13 protein-coding genes and 1 pseudogene are annotated in these 13,468 nt (G+C 71.3%); 8 read left to right on the plus strand and 6 right to left on the minus strand.

The annotated features are described in order from the left end of the window. Position 1: 1 nt before the first annotated feature. The 4 genes from VGD70_RS15785 (at position 2) to VGD70_RS15800 (ending at position 3,688) form a co-directional block, all read left to right on the plus strand. A complete protein-coding gene (locus tag VGD70_RS15785) occupies positions 2–1,030 on the plus strand; it encodes a 2-dehydropantoate 2-reductase (protein ID WP_331082209.1) in 1,029 nt (342 codons plus the stop codon). Between the two features lie 245 nt (positions 1,031–1,275). After that, the gene (locus VGD70_RS15790; RefSeq protein WP_331082210.1) at positions 1,276–1,860 is read left to right on the plus strand and encodes an NAD(P)H-dependent oxidoreductase; all 585 of its coding nucleotides are present in this window, start codon (positions 1,276–1,278) and stop codon (positions 1,858–1,860) included. Next, positions 1,857–2,840: an ATP-binding cassette domain-containing protein gene (locus tag VGD70_RS15795; protein WP_331082211.1), complete on the plus strand. Its 984-nt coding sequence runs from the start codon at positions 1,857–1,859 to the stop codon at positions 2,838–2,840. Before VGD70_RS15790 ends, VGD70_RS15795 begins: the two co-directional genes overlap by 4 nt. Beyond that, on the plus strand, positions 2,837–3,688 hold the full coding sequence (locus tag VGD70_RS15800; protein ID WP_331082212.1) for an ABC transporter permease: 852 nt from the start codon (positions 2,837–2,839) through the stop codon (positions 3,686–3,688). Before VGD70_RS15795 ends, VGD70_RS15800 begins: the two co-directional genes overlap by 4 nt. 86 nt (positions 3,689–3,774) lie before the next feature. Here VGD70_RS15800 and VGD70_RS15805 read toward each other — a convergent pair whose 3' ends face one another. Further along, positions 3,775–6,885: an AAA family ATPase gene (locus tag VGD70_RS15805; protein WP_331082213.1), complete on the minus strand. Its 3,111-nt coding sequence runs from the start codon at positions 6,883–6,885 to the stop codon at positions 3,775–3,777. Positions 6,886–6,954: 69 nt separating this feature from the next. Then, complete coding sequence (locus VGD70_RS15810; RefSeq protein WP_331082214.1) at positions 6,955–7,344, minus strand: Na-translocating system protein MpsC family protein; 390 nt, start codon at positions 7,342–7,344, stop codon at positions 6,955–6,957. 323 nt (positions 7,345–7,667) lie between these two features. Here VGD70_RS15810 and VGD70_RS15815 point away from each other — a divergent pair, with 323 nt between their 5' ends. The 3 genes and pseudogenes from VGD70_RS15815 (at position 7,668) to VGD70_RS15825 (ending at position 9,261) form a co-directional block, all read left to right on the plus strand. Continuing rightward, positions 7,668–8,150 (plus strand): cysteine dioxygenase family protein, encoded by a 483-nt coding sequence (locus tag VGD70_RS15815; RefSeq protein ID WP_331082215.1) that lies wholly within the window; start codon positions 7,668–7,670, stop codon positions 8,148–8,150. Then, complete coding sequence (locus tag VGD70_RS15820; protein WP_331082216.1) at positions 8,147–8,548, plus strand: rhodanese-like domain-containing protein; 402 nt, start codon at positions 8,147–8,149, stop codon at positions 8,546–8,548. Before VGD70_RS15815 ends, VGD70_RS15820 begins: the two co-directional genes overlap by 4 nt. 36 nt (positions 8,549–8,584) lie before the next feature. Beyond that, positions 8,585–9,261 (plus strand): annotated as a pseudogene (locus VGD70_RS15825) (SDR family NAD(P)-dependent oxidoreductase). On the opposite strand, the gene VGD70_RS15830 reads toward VGD70_RS15825, so the two are convergent. The 4 genes from VGD70_RS15830 to VGD70_RS15845 all read right to left on the minus strand — a co-directional run bounded on the left by VGD70_RS15830 (position 9,258) and on the right by VGD70_RS15845 (position 12,403). After that, positions 9,258–9,605 carry a hypothetical protein gene (locus VGD70_RS15830; protein ID WP_331082217.1) on the minus strand — a complete coding sequence of 116 codons (348 nt, stop codon included), beginning with the start codon at positions 9,603–9,605 and terminating at the stop codon, positions 9,258–9,260. The pseudogene VGD70_RS15825 and the gene VGD70_RS15830 overlap by 4 nt on opposite strands. Further along, positions 9,605–9,805, minus strand: a complete 201-nt coding sequence (locus VGD70_RS15835) for a DUF397 domain-containing protein (RefSeq protein WP_331082218.1) — start codon at positions 9,803–9,805, stop codon at positions 9,605–9,607. Before VGD70_RS15835 ends, VGD70_RS15830 begins: the two co-directional genes overlap by 1 nt. Positions 9,806–10,105: 300 nt before the next feature. Beyond that, positions 10,106–11,011: a helix-turn-helix transcriptional regulator gene (locus VGD70_RS15840; protein WP_331082219.1), complete on the minus strand. Its 906-nt coding sequence runs from the start codon at positions 11,009–11,011 to the stop codon at positions 10,106–10,108. A gap of 264 nt (positions 11,012–11,275) precedes the next feature. Beyond that, positions 11,276–12,403 (minus strand): S1 family peptidase, encoded by a 1,128-nt coding sequence (locus VGD70_RS15845; RefSeq protein ID WP_331082220.1) that lies wholly within the window; start codon positions 12,401–12,403, stop codon positions 11,276–11,278. Positions 12,404–12,524: 121 nt separating this feature from the next. Between VGD70_RS15845 and VGD70_RS15850 the strand changes: the two genes are divergently transcribed. Beyond that, positions 12,525–13,466, plus strand: coding sequence for an MBL fold metallo-hydrolase (locus tag VGD70_RS15850; RefSeq protein ID WP_331082221.1), 942 nt, complete (start codon positions 12,525–12,527; stop codon positions 13,464–13,466). The last annotated feature ends 2 nt before the right edge of the window (positions 13,467–13,468 follow it).

Below are 13,468 nucleotides of genomic sequence, written 5' to 3' on the forward strand. Positions count from 1 at the left end.
AATGAACACAAGAACGGAGCTTGCGGTGAAAGTTGCTGTTCTTGGGGCCGGCGCCATCGGCGCGTATGTCGGTGCCGCCCTGCACCGAGCCGGTGTCGAGGTGCATCTCATTGCCAGAGGTCCCCACTTGGAGAAGATCCGCGCGTCGGGCGTTCGAGTCGAGAGCCCACGCGGAGATTTCGAGGCCCGTCCACATGCCACAGACGACCCGACCGACGTAGGGCCGGTCGACCACATTTTCCTTGGCCTGAAAGCAAACCGATACGCCGACGCCGGCCCGATGATCAAGCCGCTGCTGCACGACGAGACCACGATCATCGCCGCGCAGAACGGCATCCCGTGGTGGTACTTCCACGGCGTCCCGTCCAAGTACGAGGGGTACCGGATCGACAGCGTCGATCCCGGCGGAGCGGTGTCCGCCGCGCTACCTGTCGAACGGGCGATCGGGTGTGTCGTGTACGCGGCCACCGAGATCGCCTCCCCCGGCGTGATCCGCCATCTGGAGGGGACCCGGTTCTCGATCGGCGAGCCGAGCGGGGAGATCTCGTCCCGCTGCACCTCGTTCGCCGAGGCGATGGTCGCCGGTGGCCTGAAGTGTCCGGTCGAGCCCGATCTGCGCAAGGACATCTGGCTCAAGCTGATGGGGAACATCGCCTTCAACCCGATCAGCGCGCTGACCCGGGCCACCATGGCCGGGATCTGCCGCCATCTGACCACCCGTGAGCTGGTGATCCAGATGATGAAGGAGACCCTCGACGTGGCCGCGCGGCTCGACGCGCACCCGGAGATCTCCATCGAGCGGCGCATGGCCGGGGCCGAGCGGGCCGGCGAGCACAAGACGTCGACCCTGCAGGACCTGGAGAAGGGCAAGCCGCTCGAGCTCGATGTGATCCTGAAGGCGGTCGTCGAGCTCGCCGACCTCACCGGCGCCGAGGCGCCGACCCTGCGCGTGGTCAGCGCGCTGGCGGACCTGCTGAACGAGCAGGTCACGGCAACGCCCCAGCTGACCCCGCGCACGATCCCGGGCTGACCGTCCGGCAGCTCCACGACGAGCGCGCGCCCCGACGAGACCCGTCGGGGCGCGCGCTTTCTCGTGGGTGAGCGCCGAACCGCGACGGCTTCGGAAATGTCCAGTTCGTCCTTGACAGGGTCTCCTTTCGAGCTAAACTTCGCGGTTAATTAACCGGCAAGTTGAACTGGGGTTCGTCCAGCAGCCGCTAGATCCGATCTAGCACCCGATCTCGCGCCCACGGGGTGAGGCACGAGGAGGGACCGATGGGCGCGCGGCTGCGGATCACGGTGATCGTCGGGAGCACTCGGGACGGGCGCGTCGGCGACGCGATCGCCCAGTGGTTCGTCGATCGCGCCAAGCAGCGGGGTGACCTGGAGATCGACGTCCTCGACCTCGCCGAGTTCGACTTTCCCGACCGCTACCCGGAGGAGGCGACCCCGCAGATGACCATGTTCACCACGGCGGTCGACCGCGCCGACGGCTACGTGGTCGTCACGCCCGAGTACAACCGCAGCTTCCCGGCGTCGCTCAAGCAGGCCATCGACTACGCCTACGACGAGTGGCACGCCAAGCCGGTCGGCTTCGTCTCCTACGGCTGCCGCAGCCGCGGGCACTACGCGGTGGAGGCACTGCGCGTGGTGTTCACCGAGCTGCACACGATGGCCGTGCGCGACGAGGTCGCCATCGACCTCCTGGCCGTGCGCGGCGACGGCACCCCGCGGGACAGGGACGTCCTCGAAGCCGCCGTCACGACCATGCTCGACCAGCTGACCTGGTGGGGGCACGCGCTGCGGGAGGCGCGCGCGGCCCGCCCCTACCTCGCCCGAACGAAAGGGGAACGACCATGACCGACCTGGCCATCGAGACGTCCGGCCTCGTCAAGACCTTCGGCAGCACGCGTGCGGTGGACGGCGTCGACCTCGCGGTGCCCGCCGGCAGCGTGTACGGCGTCCTCGGCCCGAACGGGGCCGGCAAGACCACCGCGGTCAAGATGCTCGCCACGCTGCTGCGCCCGGACGGCGGCGAGGCCCGCGTGTTCGGCCACGACGTGGTCCGCGAGGCCGACACCGTGCGCAGCCTGGTGAGCCTCACCGGCCAGTACGCGTCGGTCGACGAGGACCTCACCGGCACCGAGAACCTGGTGCTCATCGGCCGGCTGCTCGGCCACCGCAAGCCCGCCGCACGCGACCGGTCGGCCCAGCTGCTGGAGGCGTTCGGGCTCACCGACGCCGCCGACAAGCAGGTCAAGAACTACTCCGGCGGCATGCGGCGGCGCATCGACATCGCGGCGAGCATCCTCAAGACGCCGGACGTGCTCTTTCTCGACGAGCCGACCACCGGCCTCGATCCCCGCAGCCGCAACCAGGTCTGGGACATCGTGCGGATCATCGTCGCGCAGGGCACCACGGTCATGCTCACCACGCAGTACCTCGACGAGGCCGACCAGCTCGCGTCGCGGATCGCGGTGATCGACCGCGGCAAGGTCATCGCCGAGGGCACCCCCGGCGAGCTGAAGGCCTCGGTCGGCGCCGGCTCGATCCACGTCCGGCTGCGCGACGCCGCCCAGCGCGGGGAGGCGTTGCGGGTGCTCACCTCGGTGCTCGGCACCGGCGTGCAGCTCGACGCCGACCCGGTGGCGCTCACCGCGCAGCTCTCCGGCGAGGACAGCGACCGCGAGGCCGCCGAGCAGGCGTCCCGCGCGCTCGCCGAGCTGGCCGCGGCCGGCATCACCGTCGACAACTTCGCCCTGGGCCAGCCGACCCTCGACGAGGTGTTCCTGGCCCTCACCGATCACCCCGCCACCGAGTCCGAGGAGGTCGCGGCATGAGTACCGCTACTACCACCGAGCCCACCGTCAGCAGCTACACGCCCGCGGCGTCGAACCTGAACGCCGTGCTCGCCGCCGGCGAGGCACCGCCGAAACCGAGCGCCTGGTCGGCGTCGGTGACGTTCGGCTGGCGGGCCATGCTCAAGATCAAGCACGTGCCCGAGCAGATGTTCGACGTCACCGCGTTCCCGATCATGATGACGCTGATGTTCACCTACCTGTTCGGGGGTGCGCTCGCCGGCTCGGTCACCGAGTACCTGCAGTTCCTGCTGCCGGGCATCATGGTCACCAGCGTCGTCATGATCACCATGTACACCGGCATGGGCGTCAACATCGACATCGAGAAGGGCGTGTTCGACCGGTTCCGCACGCTGCCGGTCTGGCGCCCGGCGGCCCTGGTGGGCGCCCTGTTCGGCGACGTGTTCCGCTATGTCACCGCGGCCACGGTCATCCTCGTGGTCGGCCTGATCCTGGGCTTCCGCCCGGGCGGCGGCGCACTCGGCGTCGTCATCGCGATCGCTCTGCTGGTGGCGTTCTCGTTCGCGTTCTCGTGGATCTGGACGATGTTCGGCCTGTTCCTGCGGTCGGAGAAGTCGGTGATGGGGGTCAGCATGATGGTGCTGTTCCCGCTGACGTTCCTGTCGAACGTGTTCGTCGAACCGGCCACGATGCCGGGCTGGCTGCGCACGTTCGTCGAGATCAACCCGATCACCCACCTGGTGGCGGCGGTCCGCGGCCTGATGCAGGGCGCCCCGGACGCCGGCGAGATCACCTGGGTCCTGGTGGCGGGCGCAGTGATCATCGCGATCTTCGGCACCCTGACGATGCGCCTCTACAACAGGAAGTAGCCGGACTGGGGGTGGTGGCGGGGCCTTCTCTTCCGGAGGAGGCCCCGCCGCGTCACGTGACGGGGCGCTGCCGATGGCCGCCGGCCTCACAGCGTCCAGCGGGTTGACGCGGCCGGGCGGTAGCAGCAGGTGGAACCGGTGGACAAGGACTCCCGAAGGTGGGTGGCCAGCTCGGGGTGGCGGTCGTCGAGCTTGCGGAGGGTGTCCCGGATTCTCGCGGTGACCGTCTTGCGGGCTCGTTCGGCCTCGTCGCCCAGGCGGCGGGTTCTGTTGCCCAGGCCGGCGGCCGCGCGGAGCTCGCGCAGGAGGGCCTCGCGCTCGCGGTCGTACCCGGCGGCGCGGAGATCGTCGCCGCGGTGGGTGGCCTCGTCGATCTGGTCGTCGAGGGTGGCGAGGCGGCGCTGGTAGGCCGACCTGGCCTCGGCGTCGAGGACCTCGTCGCCGCCGAGGCGGGCCGCGGCCGCCACCTCCTCGCCGCCCTCGGGGTTCAGCAGCCGGGTGGCCGGGACCTCCGTGCCGGGCGCGGACAGCAGCACATGCAGGTCCCGCAGGCCTTTCGCGTCGGGGACGTGCACCGTGCGGCCGGACATGGTGAGCGACCACGTCTCGCCGGTGTAGTGGAACTCGTTGGCCGGCGCCGACGGCGCGGCGGGGCGCACCGAGCGGTGGCGGATGCCCAGCTCGGCCGCCTCCTCGGCCAGCTCCGCACGCAACGCCGCGGCCTCCGTTGGGTCGCCGCGGCCGGCAAGCGCCGACGCCAGGCCGGCCTTGGCCTCGACGACCCACGGTCGCGCGCCGAGCGACTCCGCCGAGCGCAGGGCCTCGGTGAACCCGTCGACCGCCGCGTCCCACCGGCCCTGCGCGGCGTCGACGGAGGCGAGCCACAGGTCGACCGGGCCGGCGAGATCACACCCGTACAGCGCCACCAGCCACTGGCCGCTGAACGGCGCCAGCTCGGCGTGCGCCCGCGCGCACAGGGCCGGCTCCCGGGTCAACGCCGCGACCTGGGCCAGCAGGCGCAACCACAGCGAGACGAACGAGCCGGGCACGGGCTCCGGGCGCGCGTCGAGCTCGGCCAGGCAGCGCGTGGCCGTGTCGCGGTCGCCGCGGACCGCCGCGACGAGCCCCTCCAGCAGCGCCGGGTACGGGTACGCCACCTCGGCCACCTGCCGGTGCAGCTCGTCGAGGTCGTCGAAGCGGCCCTGCAGCAGCAACGGCGCCCAGCGCAGGTGGTGCGCGGTGTAGGCCATGTGCGGGTGGTTCTGCTCGCTCGGCACCTCGAACGCCTTGGCCAGCATCGCCTCCGACTCGGCGAACCGGCCGCGGAACGACGCGATGATGCTCTGGTCGATGTACGCCCCGATCGCCATCGAGGTCTCCGGGTGCCGCTCGGACAGCGCGACGAACGCGGCGACCCTGTCGTGGAACCGGGGATCGCCCTGCTCCAGGGCCGCCACCCAGCTCAGCGACGTGGCCCACTGCTCCATCTCGGCGTCCCCGAGCCGGCGCGCGATGGCGATGAGCTCGTCGGTGAGCTCCAGCCGCTCCGCCGCGTGCCCCGGGTCCCACAGCGTGTCGTGCATGGTCCACAGGGAGAAGCCGAGTGTGTCGTCGTCGTTGCCGCTCCGCGCCCGCGCGATGACCTGCATGATCACCTCGCGCGCCAGGTGGTCGAGGGACTTGCCGGCATGGTCGCCGCCGACCAGCGCACGGTGGGCGGCCCGCAGCGTCGTGGCCTTCAGGTCCGGCCGTCCCTCCGGTCCACCCAGACCGTTGAGCGTGAGCGCGACCCGCGCCAGCAGCTCCGGATCGTCCAGCCGCAGCGCGACGTCCGCCGCCTCCTGCAGCCACTCCCACCCACCCTCGGGTGGACCGAAGTGACACAGCTGGCTGCCGAGGTCGAGCGCGAGCCGCGCGCGCCGCGGGTCGTCCGGCCCGACCAGCTCGAGCGCGCGGCGGTTGTGACCGGCCGACTCCTCGAACGCCATCCGCTTGCGGGCGTCGCGCGCGGCCACCGTGAGGTGGTCGACGACCAGGCCCGGGTCGAGCTCCGCGCCGGCGAGGTAGGCGTGCCGGGCGCGGTCGGCGGGGAAGATCCGCTCGGTCAGCGCCGCCGACCGGTCGAGCGCGCGGACGACGGCGGCGTGCCGGCGCCGGGCCTCGCTCTCGTCGAGCGCCTCGTACAGCGTCTCGCGCACGAGGTCGTGGGCGAACGCGAACCGGCCGTCGCCGAGCGCGACCACCAGGCGGGCGGCGATGGCCTCGTCGAGCAGCCGGTCGACCTGCGGCACGGGCGCGGCGACGACCGCGGCGAGCACCTGCCGGTGGAACTCGCGGCCGAGCACGGCGGCGTCGGTGAGCAGCGTGGACACCATCGACGGCAGCAGCGACAGCCGGCGGCGCACCGCGTCGCGCACGCCGGGCGCGACCGTGGTGAGCGCGCTGCCGCTGTGCCAGAGCCGGGCCGTCTGCTCGACGAAGAACGGGTTGCCGCCGGTGCGCACGTGGACCTCGGTGATGAGGTCGGCGGCCGGCTCGGTGCCGGTGGTGCGGGCGATGAGCGCGCCGACCTCGGCCTCGCCGAGCCCGGTGAGCGTGACCGTGGTGGCCCTGGCCAGCAGCGGCAGCATCAGCGGGGCCAGCGGGTGGTCGGTGGCCTCGACCTCCACGTCGCGGTAGGTGCCGACCAGCAGCAGCCGCTCGAACCAGGTGTGCTGCGCGACGAACTCCAGCAGCCGCACCGACTCCGGGTCGGCCCAGTGCAGGTCGTCGAGCACCACCAGGACCGGCCGGCACTGCGCGACCGCGACGAGCGCGCTGGTGACCGCGTCGTACATCTGGAAGCCGTCGGCCTGCTCGGTGGACCGGGTGTCGCCGAGCAGGAACGCGAGCGGCGGGCCGGCCGCCTCGTGCGCCGCCGCCCACTCGTCGGCGGAGGCCTGCCGGCGCAGCCCGCGGATGACCTGCACCCACGGCCAGTAGCCGGGCGCGGCGGCGGAGTCCCAGCAGGACCCGGACAGCACCAGCGCGCCACCCCGCCGCGCGGCCTCCATGGCATCGGTGACCAAGGTGGTCTTGCCGATGCCGGCCTCGCCGGTGACCAGCACGAGCCCGCCGTGGCTGGCCGCGGCGCGGCCGATCTCGGCACGCAGCACGCCCGCGGGATGATCGCGGCCGATGAGCTCTGCTGTCGTCATATCGGATACGCCGTTTCTGCGAGGTTCTTCAGGCGCGCCCGATAGTAGGCAAGGCCACCGACAGTCCGCCTATTCCTCTCCCCCGGACCCGGACTCGCCGTCCTCGTGCATCTGGTCGGAGAACACGAACACGCGGATGGCGTTGCCGGTGTCGGGGTGGACCTGGGCGAGGTAGGCCGTGGCCGGCCGGCCGACGACACCCTCGACGGCCTCGAGGAAGTCGCTGCGGGTGGCCTCGTGCAGGGCCTCGTGGTGGCGGATCACCGCCTCCCGGTGGCCGCGCTCGCGGAGCACCGCGTCGGCGACGGTGAGGCTGTCGAGGGACAGCACGATGAGGCTCACCGGGTCGTCGTCGCTGACCGACACCTGGACGTTGCGCGGGCCCCGGCCGTAGAACGTGCGCTCGAGGCTGGTGATCTTCTCGGCGACCACGTTGCGCTGCGCCCTCGTTATCCGCATGGCGCCATTCCCTTCGCCGACTGCCGGGCCCATTGTGCCCGCGCTCCCCCGCCGGATATTCTCCGGACGAACAGAAACCTTAACGGCTGATCGGGCCGTGCCGCAGTGTGCCCGCTGAACAGGGCGGGACATGCGGCGGGGCGACCCGAGCGAGATACCACTCGTGCTGGCCTCGAGCGAAGGTCGCACACAGCGACCGGCGAGCGAGGACACCGCGGGTGCCAAGCGAAAGGGCTTGTCTCGTGGAAATGCATCATCAGTCCGTCGCGCCGTCTTTTCCGACCAATTCGGAACGACACTATTCGCCGACGGAATTGCGCGCAATGGTCACCGAATTCGCCGGGGCACCGACCCGCTGGGCGAATATCGTGCGATTCGACCTGACCGAGCGCTTCTACTCCCGCCTGCACGTCGACGACGCCGTCGAGGTGTGGCTGATCTGCTGGGACATCGGGCAGGACACCCTGCTGCACGACCACGGCGGCAGTGTCGGCGCGTTCACCGTGGCCCGCGGCTCGCTGCTGGAGGATTTCGGCGCGGTGCGGCGGACGGGGTTGCGCACTCGCCGGCACACGACCGGGGACTCGGTCGGTTTCGGCGTCGACTACCTGCACAACCTCGTGAACGTGAGCACCGAGCCGACGGTGTCGATCCACGCCTACTCTCCCCCGCTGCGGGCGATGAACTTCTACTGCTGGCTGCCGAGCGGAATGCACCATCTGCGGGAGATCCCGTGCCACACGCCGGAGCCGGACGTGTCCGCGCTCGAGGCGGAGGCGGCGGTTCTCCGGGAGGCCGCGTCATGAGTGACACGGTGTCCGCGCTGCTCGAGCAGGCGCGCACGCACATCGTCCGGTACGCCCCGGCCGAGGCCGCGGAGGCCATGCGCCGCGGTGCGATCCTCGTCGACCTGCGGCCCACCGAGTACCGGTGGCGCTTCGGTGAGGTGCCGGGGGCGATCGCGGTGTCCCGGCACGTGCTGGAGTGGCGGCTCGACGTCACCAGCGAGCACCGGCTCAAGGAGCTGCGCGCCGGGGACCGCGACCAGGAGATCGTCCTCATGTGCAACGAGGGCTACACCTCCAGCCTCGCCGCGCACCAGGTGATGACCCAGCTCGGGCTCACGAGCGTGGCCGACGTCGTCGGCGGGTTCGCCGCCTGGCGGGACGCCGGGCTGCCGACGGTGTCCCGGCTGACCAGGTAACCTCGCCTAGAACGTGTTCTAGTTCGAGGAGGCGGCATGGCACGGACGGCGCTGGTCACCGGCGGCGCGAGCGGTATCGGGCAGGCGTGTGCCGCACGGCTCGCGGCGGACGGGCTCGAGGTGGTCACCGTGGACCTCGCGGCCGGCGCCGACGTGCGGCTCGACGTCACCGACGCGGCCGCCGTGGCGGCGGCGGTCGAGCGGGTGGGCCGGGTCGACGTGCTGGTGAACAGCGCCGGCGTGATCGGCCCGGCCAAGCCTCTCGCCGAGGTGCCGACGCGGAGTGGGCGGCGACGTTCGCGGTCAACGTGACCGGGACGTTCCACCTGTGCCGTGCGGTCACCCCCGGCATGGTCGCGCGGGGCTGGGGCCGGGTCGTGAACCTGGCGAGCATCGCCGGCAAGGACGGGAACCCGGGGCTCGCCGTCTACTCGGCGACGAAGGCCGCGGTGATCGGGCTGACCAAGGCGCTCGGCAAGGAGCTCGCGACCACCGGCGTACTGGTCAACGCGGTCGCACCAGCGGTGATCGAGACACCCATGAGTGCGACCGCCGATCCGGCGGTGATGGCGAGACTGGCGAGCCTGATCCCGATGGGCCGGCTCGGCCGGGCGGGCGAGGTCGCGGAGCTCGTCGCCTGGCTCGGTTCGGATCGTTGCAGCTTCTCCACTGGCGCGGTCTACGACATCAGCGGAGGGCGGGCCACGTTCTAGGCGCTGACCCGGCTGGGGGTGAGCAGCGCGCCCGGGATCCGGTCGTCCGGCAGGGCGAGCATCGCGCCCAGCACCGCGAGGGCCGGCCCGGCCTCCTGCCAGAACACCCGGCTGGGCGCCAAGATGTCCTGGTCGGAGGGCATTCGGGCGGCGACGACCTCGTCCTCGCCGTGCAGCTGCACCACGTCGACCACGTTGTGGTGGGCCCGCACGCCGACGACGGCGATGACCTCGCCGTTCTCGTCTCTGGGGTCGATGAACCGGAAACCGCGCGCCACCAGCGCGCGGAGTTGGGCATCGGTGCTGGTCGCGGTGTGGACCGACGACGCGGCACTGGAAGCCATCAAGCCCTCCGCTTCCTCACGTCGGCCAGGAAGGTCACCAGGTCGGTGCGTGAGTAGACCAGCACCGGGCCGTCCGGGTTGCGAGAGTTCCGCACGGCGACGACCTCGCCTTGCGGCCAGGTCAGCTCCACGCAGTTGCCGACCGCACCGCTGGCGCTGCTCTTGCGCCACACAGCGTGCTCGAGCCGATCAGCGGACATGCCATTTCGGACGTTGCCTGTCATGTGCCCACCCCGATTCCCGACTACCTACAGTGGGTGCACCTGCACGTGCAGCTGCATACAATGACGATAACATGTGCGAGTGCAGCGGTAAATGCACGTGCATATGAATGGGCGCACACGATTAGGTCAAGATCCGCTACGGCAGGTGTCCGCCCAGGTAATGGCCGGTGAACGGGTCACGGCGAGAACCAGATACCGCCAGTTACCACCCGATCGAGTGATGAGAACACCCTGGTGGCGAGAACTGCGGGCCCATCCACGATGGGCGGCGGGCGGTCAGAGCTCGGCGCGGAGCTTCGACAGGAGCTGGCGGCTGCGGTCGGGCGTCTCCGCGTCGACGGCCAGGCGGTCGATCACCCGGCCGTAGACCTCGATCTCGTTCTGGCGGTCGAGGTAGAGCGCGCCGTTGAGGTGCTCGATGTAGACCACGTCCGGCAGCGACGGCTCGGCGAACCGCAGCATGCTGAACGAGCCCTCGGCCGAGTAGCCGCTCATCGAGTACGGCACGACCTGCAGCGTGATGTTCGGCTGCTTGGTGACCTCGAGCAGGTGCTCGATCTGACGCCGCAGCGTGGCGACGCCGCCGAGCGGGCGGCGCAGCACCGACTCGTCGAGGACCGCCCACAGCCGGGGCGCGCCCTGGCGGAACAGCACCCGCTGCCGCTGCATGCGCAGCCGCACCCGGCGCTCGGTCTCGTCGTCGATGCGGGTGGTCTGGCCGTGGCTGGCGACCGCGCGGACGTACTCCTCGGTCTGCAGCAGGCCCGGCACGAACAGCAGCTCGTAGTTCTGGATGAGCGACGCGGACTCCTCGAGCCCGACGAAGTTGGAGAACCAGTCGGGCATGAGGTCGGTGTAGCGGTGCCACCAGCCGCGCTCGTTGGACTTGCGCACCATGTCCAGATAGAAGGCACGCTCGTTCTCGTCGGTGACGCCGTACATCGTGAGCAGGTCGCCGACGTCGCGCTCCTTGAAGCCGACCCGGCCCAGCTCCATCCGGCTGATCTTGGAGTCCGACCCGCGGATGGCGTAGCCGGCGTCGGCCCGGGAGATCTCGGCCGCCTCGCGCAACCGCCGCAGCTGGGCACCGAGCACGATGCGCCGTGCCGTCGGCGCTCCGCTGACCTCGGCCGCGGTGAGCGGCGCAGACTCCGGGGCACCGCGAGGGTCGTCCGCGGCCATCTCAGCCTCCCCAGGTCTGGATCTTCGGGTCACCATCAGACAACTCAGAGTACGCGTCCGACCGCCCTACCGGGAAGCCGCACCGCCGTCCGCCAGTGCGGACGCCCGCGGCAAACGGCCGTACGGAACGCCTCGGGCGACCGGAAGCCGCAGCTCAGCGATCCGGCGATCGGGGCCGCCCGGCGGGCCGTCGAGACTGACGTCACGCGGATGGCCGAGCGCGCACCGCCGCGCCCACCCGGGGCGCGGCGGTGCGCACCTCACTTACGCGGTCACCAGCGAGAGCCCGTACACCCCGAGGATCTCGTTGACGGGCTGGAACCAGGTCTCCCCGCCGCTGCCGCAGTTGCCCCAGCCGCCGGAGGTCACGCCCTGGGCCTGGTCGCCGGTGATGAACGAGCCACCGGAGTCGCCTGGCTCGGCGCACACGTTGGTCTTCGTCATCTGGTACACCGCGCCCTGGGCGTAGTTGACCGTCTCGTTCTTGGCCAGCACCGTGCCGCAGTGCCAGTGCGTCGTGGAGCCCGACCGGCAGATCGACGAGCCGACCGGCGCCTCACCGGAGCCGCGCACGAGCTGGTCGGGCACGGTGCCCCAGCCCAGCACGACCGGCGCGCCCCACCAGCCGTTGCCGATCTGGATGAACGAGTAGTCGTTGCCCGGGAAGGACGAGCCGGCGAAGGTGCCCATCCACGAGCCGTCCCAGCCGACCACCGAGCTGCCGACCCCGCCGCAGTGCCCGGCGCTGACGAAGCCGCCGTGCACGGAGAAGCCGATCGAGCAGCGGGTGTTGCCGTTGATGTAGTACGGGTCGCCGCCGACCGTGCCGGCCGAGAACGGGCGCGGCAGGTGGTCGGTCTCCTCGACCCGCACCGGGCCCGCTTTCCTTGCCACGTCGAGGAAGTCGCTGACGTCCGCGCCGCGCCGGACGGTGACGACCACGCTGCCGGTGCGCGGGTCGGTACGCCAGCCCGCGACGTCGGCCGGGGCCCTGACCGTGTCCAGCTTCGCCTTCGCCGCGTCCAGCTCGGCCTGGGTGTGCTCGACGGGCGCCACCTCGGCGCCGGTCGCGCGGACCGCGGCCGCGGTGTCCGATGTGGTCAGCCCGACCACGAGCGTGCCGCGCTTCGCGTCGAACCAGGAGCCGCCGTAGGCCGCGCCGGCCGCCGCGCGGGCCGCCGGCTCGATCCCGATCGCCGTCGACTCCCGCGCGAGGCGGGTGACCGCCTGCGCCTCGGTGAGGCCGAGGTCGCGCTGCATTGCCGCGACCACGCCGTTCGACGCGACCGCGGTGTCCACTTCGGTCGCCGACGACGTGCCGCCGGCGACGATCGTGCTCAGTGCCACGAGCGCACACGCGCCCACCGACCCGAGCAATCTCGCTCGCTTCATGGTGCTCTCGTTTCTCAGCAGGGGTGAGAGGATGAGAGCGCTCTCAATTCACCAACGTGCTGTATCCGGCACCGTCGCGTCAAGGTCTAGACCAAATTTCGTCCGCTCCTAAGGTGGACGGATGACCTCCACGGCGCACGACATCACCTCCCCCGCCCCGCCCCGGCTGGAGGAGGTGAGCGACGGCGTCTTCGCCTACCTGCAGCCGGACGGCACCTGGTGGATCAACAACACCGGCTTCCTCGTGGGCGAGCGCGGCGTGGTCAGCGTCGACGCGTGCTCGACCGTGCGGCGCACCCGCGCCTACCTCGACGCGATCCGCCGGGTCACCCCGCGGCCGGTCCGCACGCTGATCAACACCCACCACCACGGCGACCACACGTTCGGCAACTTCCTGTTCGAGGGCGCGACGATCGTGGCGCACGAGGGCACCCGGGACGGCGTGCTCGCCTGGGGCCAGCCGTTCGACGAGCCGTTCTGGACCAAGGTCGACTGGGGCGACGTGACGCTCGAGCCACCGTTCCTCACCTACACCGAGGGCGTCACCGTGTGGGTCGACGACCTGCGCTGCGAGGTCCAGCACACCGGCACCCCCGGCCACACCACGAACGACTCGATCGTGTGGGTTCCCGAGCGCCGCCTGCTGTTCTGCGGCGATCTGCTGTTCAACGGCGGCACGCCCTTCCTCCTCCAGGGCTCGATCGCGGGTGCCGTCGACGTGCTCACCCAGGTCCTCAAGCCCCTGGACGCGGCGACGATCGTCCCCGGCCACGGCCCGGTCTCCGGCCCCGAGCTGATCGACGACGTGCTGGGCTACCTGCGGTTCGTGCAGGCCACCGCGCGCGAGGGAAAGGCGGCGGGCCTCTCCCCGCTGGAGGCCGCGCGGGAGGTCTCGCTGGGCGACTACGAGGGGCTCAAGGACAAGGAGCGGATCGTCGGCAACCTGCACCGTGCCTACGCCGAGCTGGCCGGCACCGAGCCGGGCGGCCAGCTCGACGCGGTCGCCGCCCTGCGGGACATGGTCGCCTACAACGACGGGCAGCCGTTGACCTGCCTCGCGTGAGC

The organism is Actinophytocola sp. (assembly GCF_036402745.1).
Lineage (GTDB): Bacteria > Actinomycetota > Actinomycetes > Mycobacteriales > Pseudonocardiaceae > Actinophytocola.

Coding starts and splice junctions, on each gene's coding strand:
- VGD70_RS15810 (WP_331082214.1), bottom strand. CDS start 7,344: ATGCGGATAACGAGGGCGCAGCGCAACGTGGTCGCCGAGAAGATCACC.
- VGD70_RS15805 (WP_331082213.1), bottom strand. CDS start 6,885: ATGACGACAGCAGAGCTCATCGGCCGCGATCATCCCGCGGGCGTGCTG.
- VGD70_RS15845 (WP_331082220.1), bottom strand. CDS start 12,403: ATGAAGCGAGCGAGATTGCTCGGGTCGGTGGGCGCGTGTGCGCTCGTG.
- VGD70_RS15790 (WP_331082210.1), top strand. CDS start 1,276: ATGGGCGCGCGGCTGCGGATCACGGTGATCGTCGGGAGCACTCGGGAC.
- VGD70_RS15835 (WP_331082218.1), bottom strand. CDS start 9,805: ATGTCCGCTGATCGGCTCGAGCACGCTGTGTGGCGCAAGAGCAGCGCC.
- VGD70_RS15820 (WP_331082216.1), top strand. CDS start 8,147: ATGAGTGACACGGTGTCCGCGCTGCTCGAGCAGGCGCGCACGCACATC.
- VGD70_RS15795 (WP_331082211.1), top strand. CDS start 1,857: ATGACCGACCTGGCCATCGAGACGTCCGGCCTCGTCAAGACCTTCGGC.
- VGD70_RS15840 (WP_331082219.1), bottom strand. CDS start 11,011: ATGGCCGCGGACGACCCTCGCGGTGCCCCGGAGTCTGCGCCGCTCACC.
- VGD70_RS15800 (WP_331082212.1), top strand. CDS start 2,837: ATGAGTACCGCTACTACCACCGAGCCCACCGTCAGCAGCTACACGCCC.
- VGD70_RS15830 (WP_331082217.1), bottom strand. CDS start 9,605: ATGGCTTCCAGTGCCGCGTCGTCGGTCCACACCGCGACCAGCACCGAT.
- VGD70_RS15815 (WP_331082215.1), top strand. CDS start 7,668: ATGGTCACCGAATTCGCCGGGGCACCGACCCGCTGGGCGAATATCGTG.
- VGD70_RS15785 (WP_331082209.1), top strand. CDS start 2: ATGAACACAAGAACGGAGCTTGCGGTGAAAGTTGCTGTTCTTGGGGCC.
- VGD70_RS15850 (WP_331082221.1), top strand. CDS start 12,525: ATGACCTCCACGGCGCACGACATCACCTCCCCCGCCCCGCCCCGGCTG.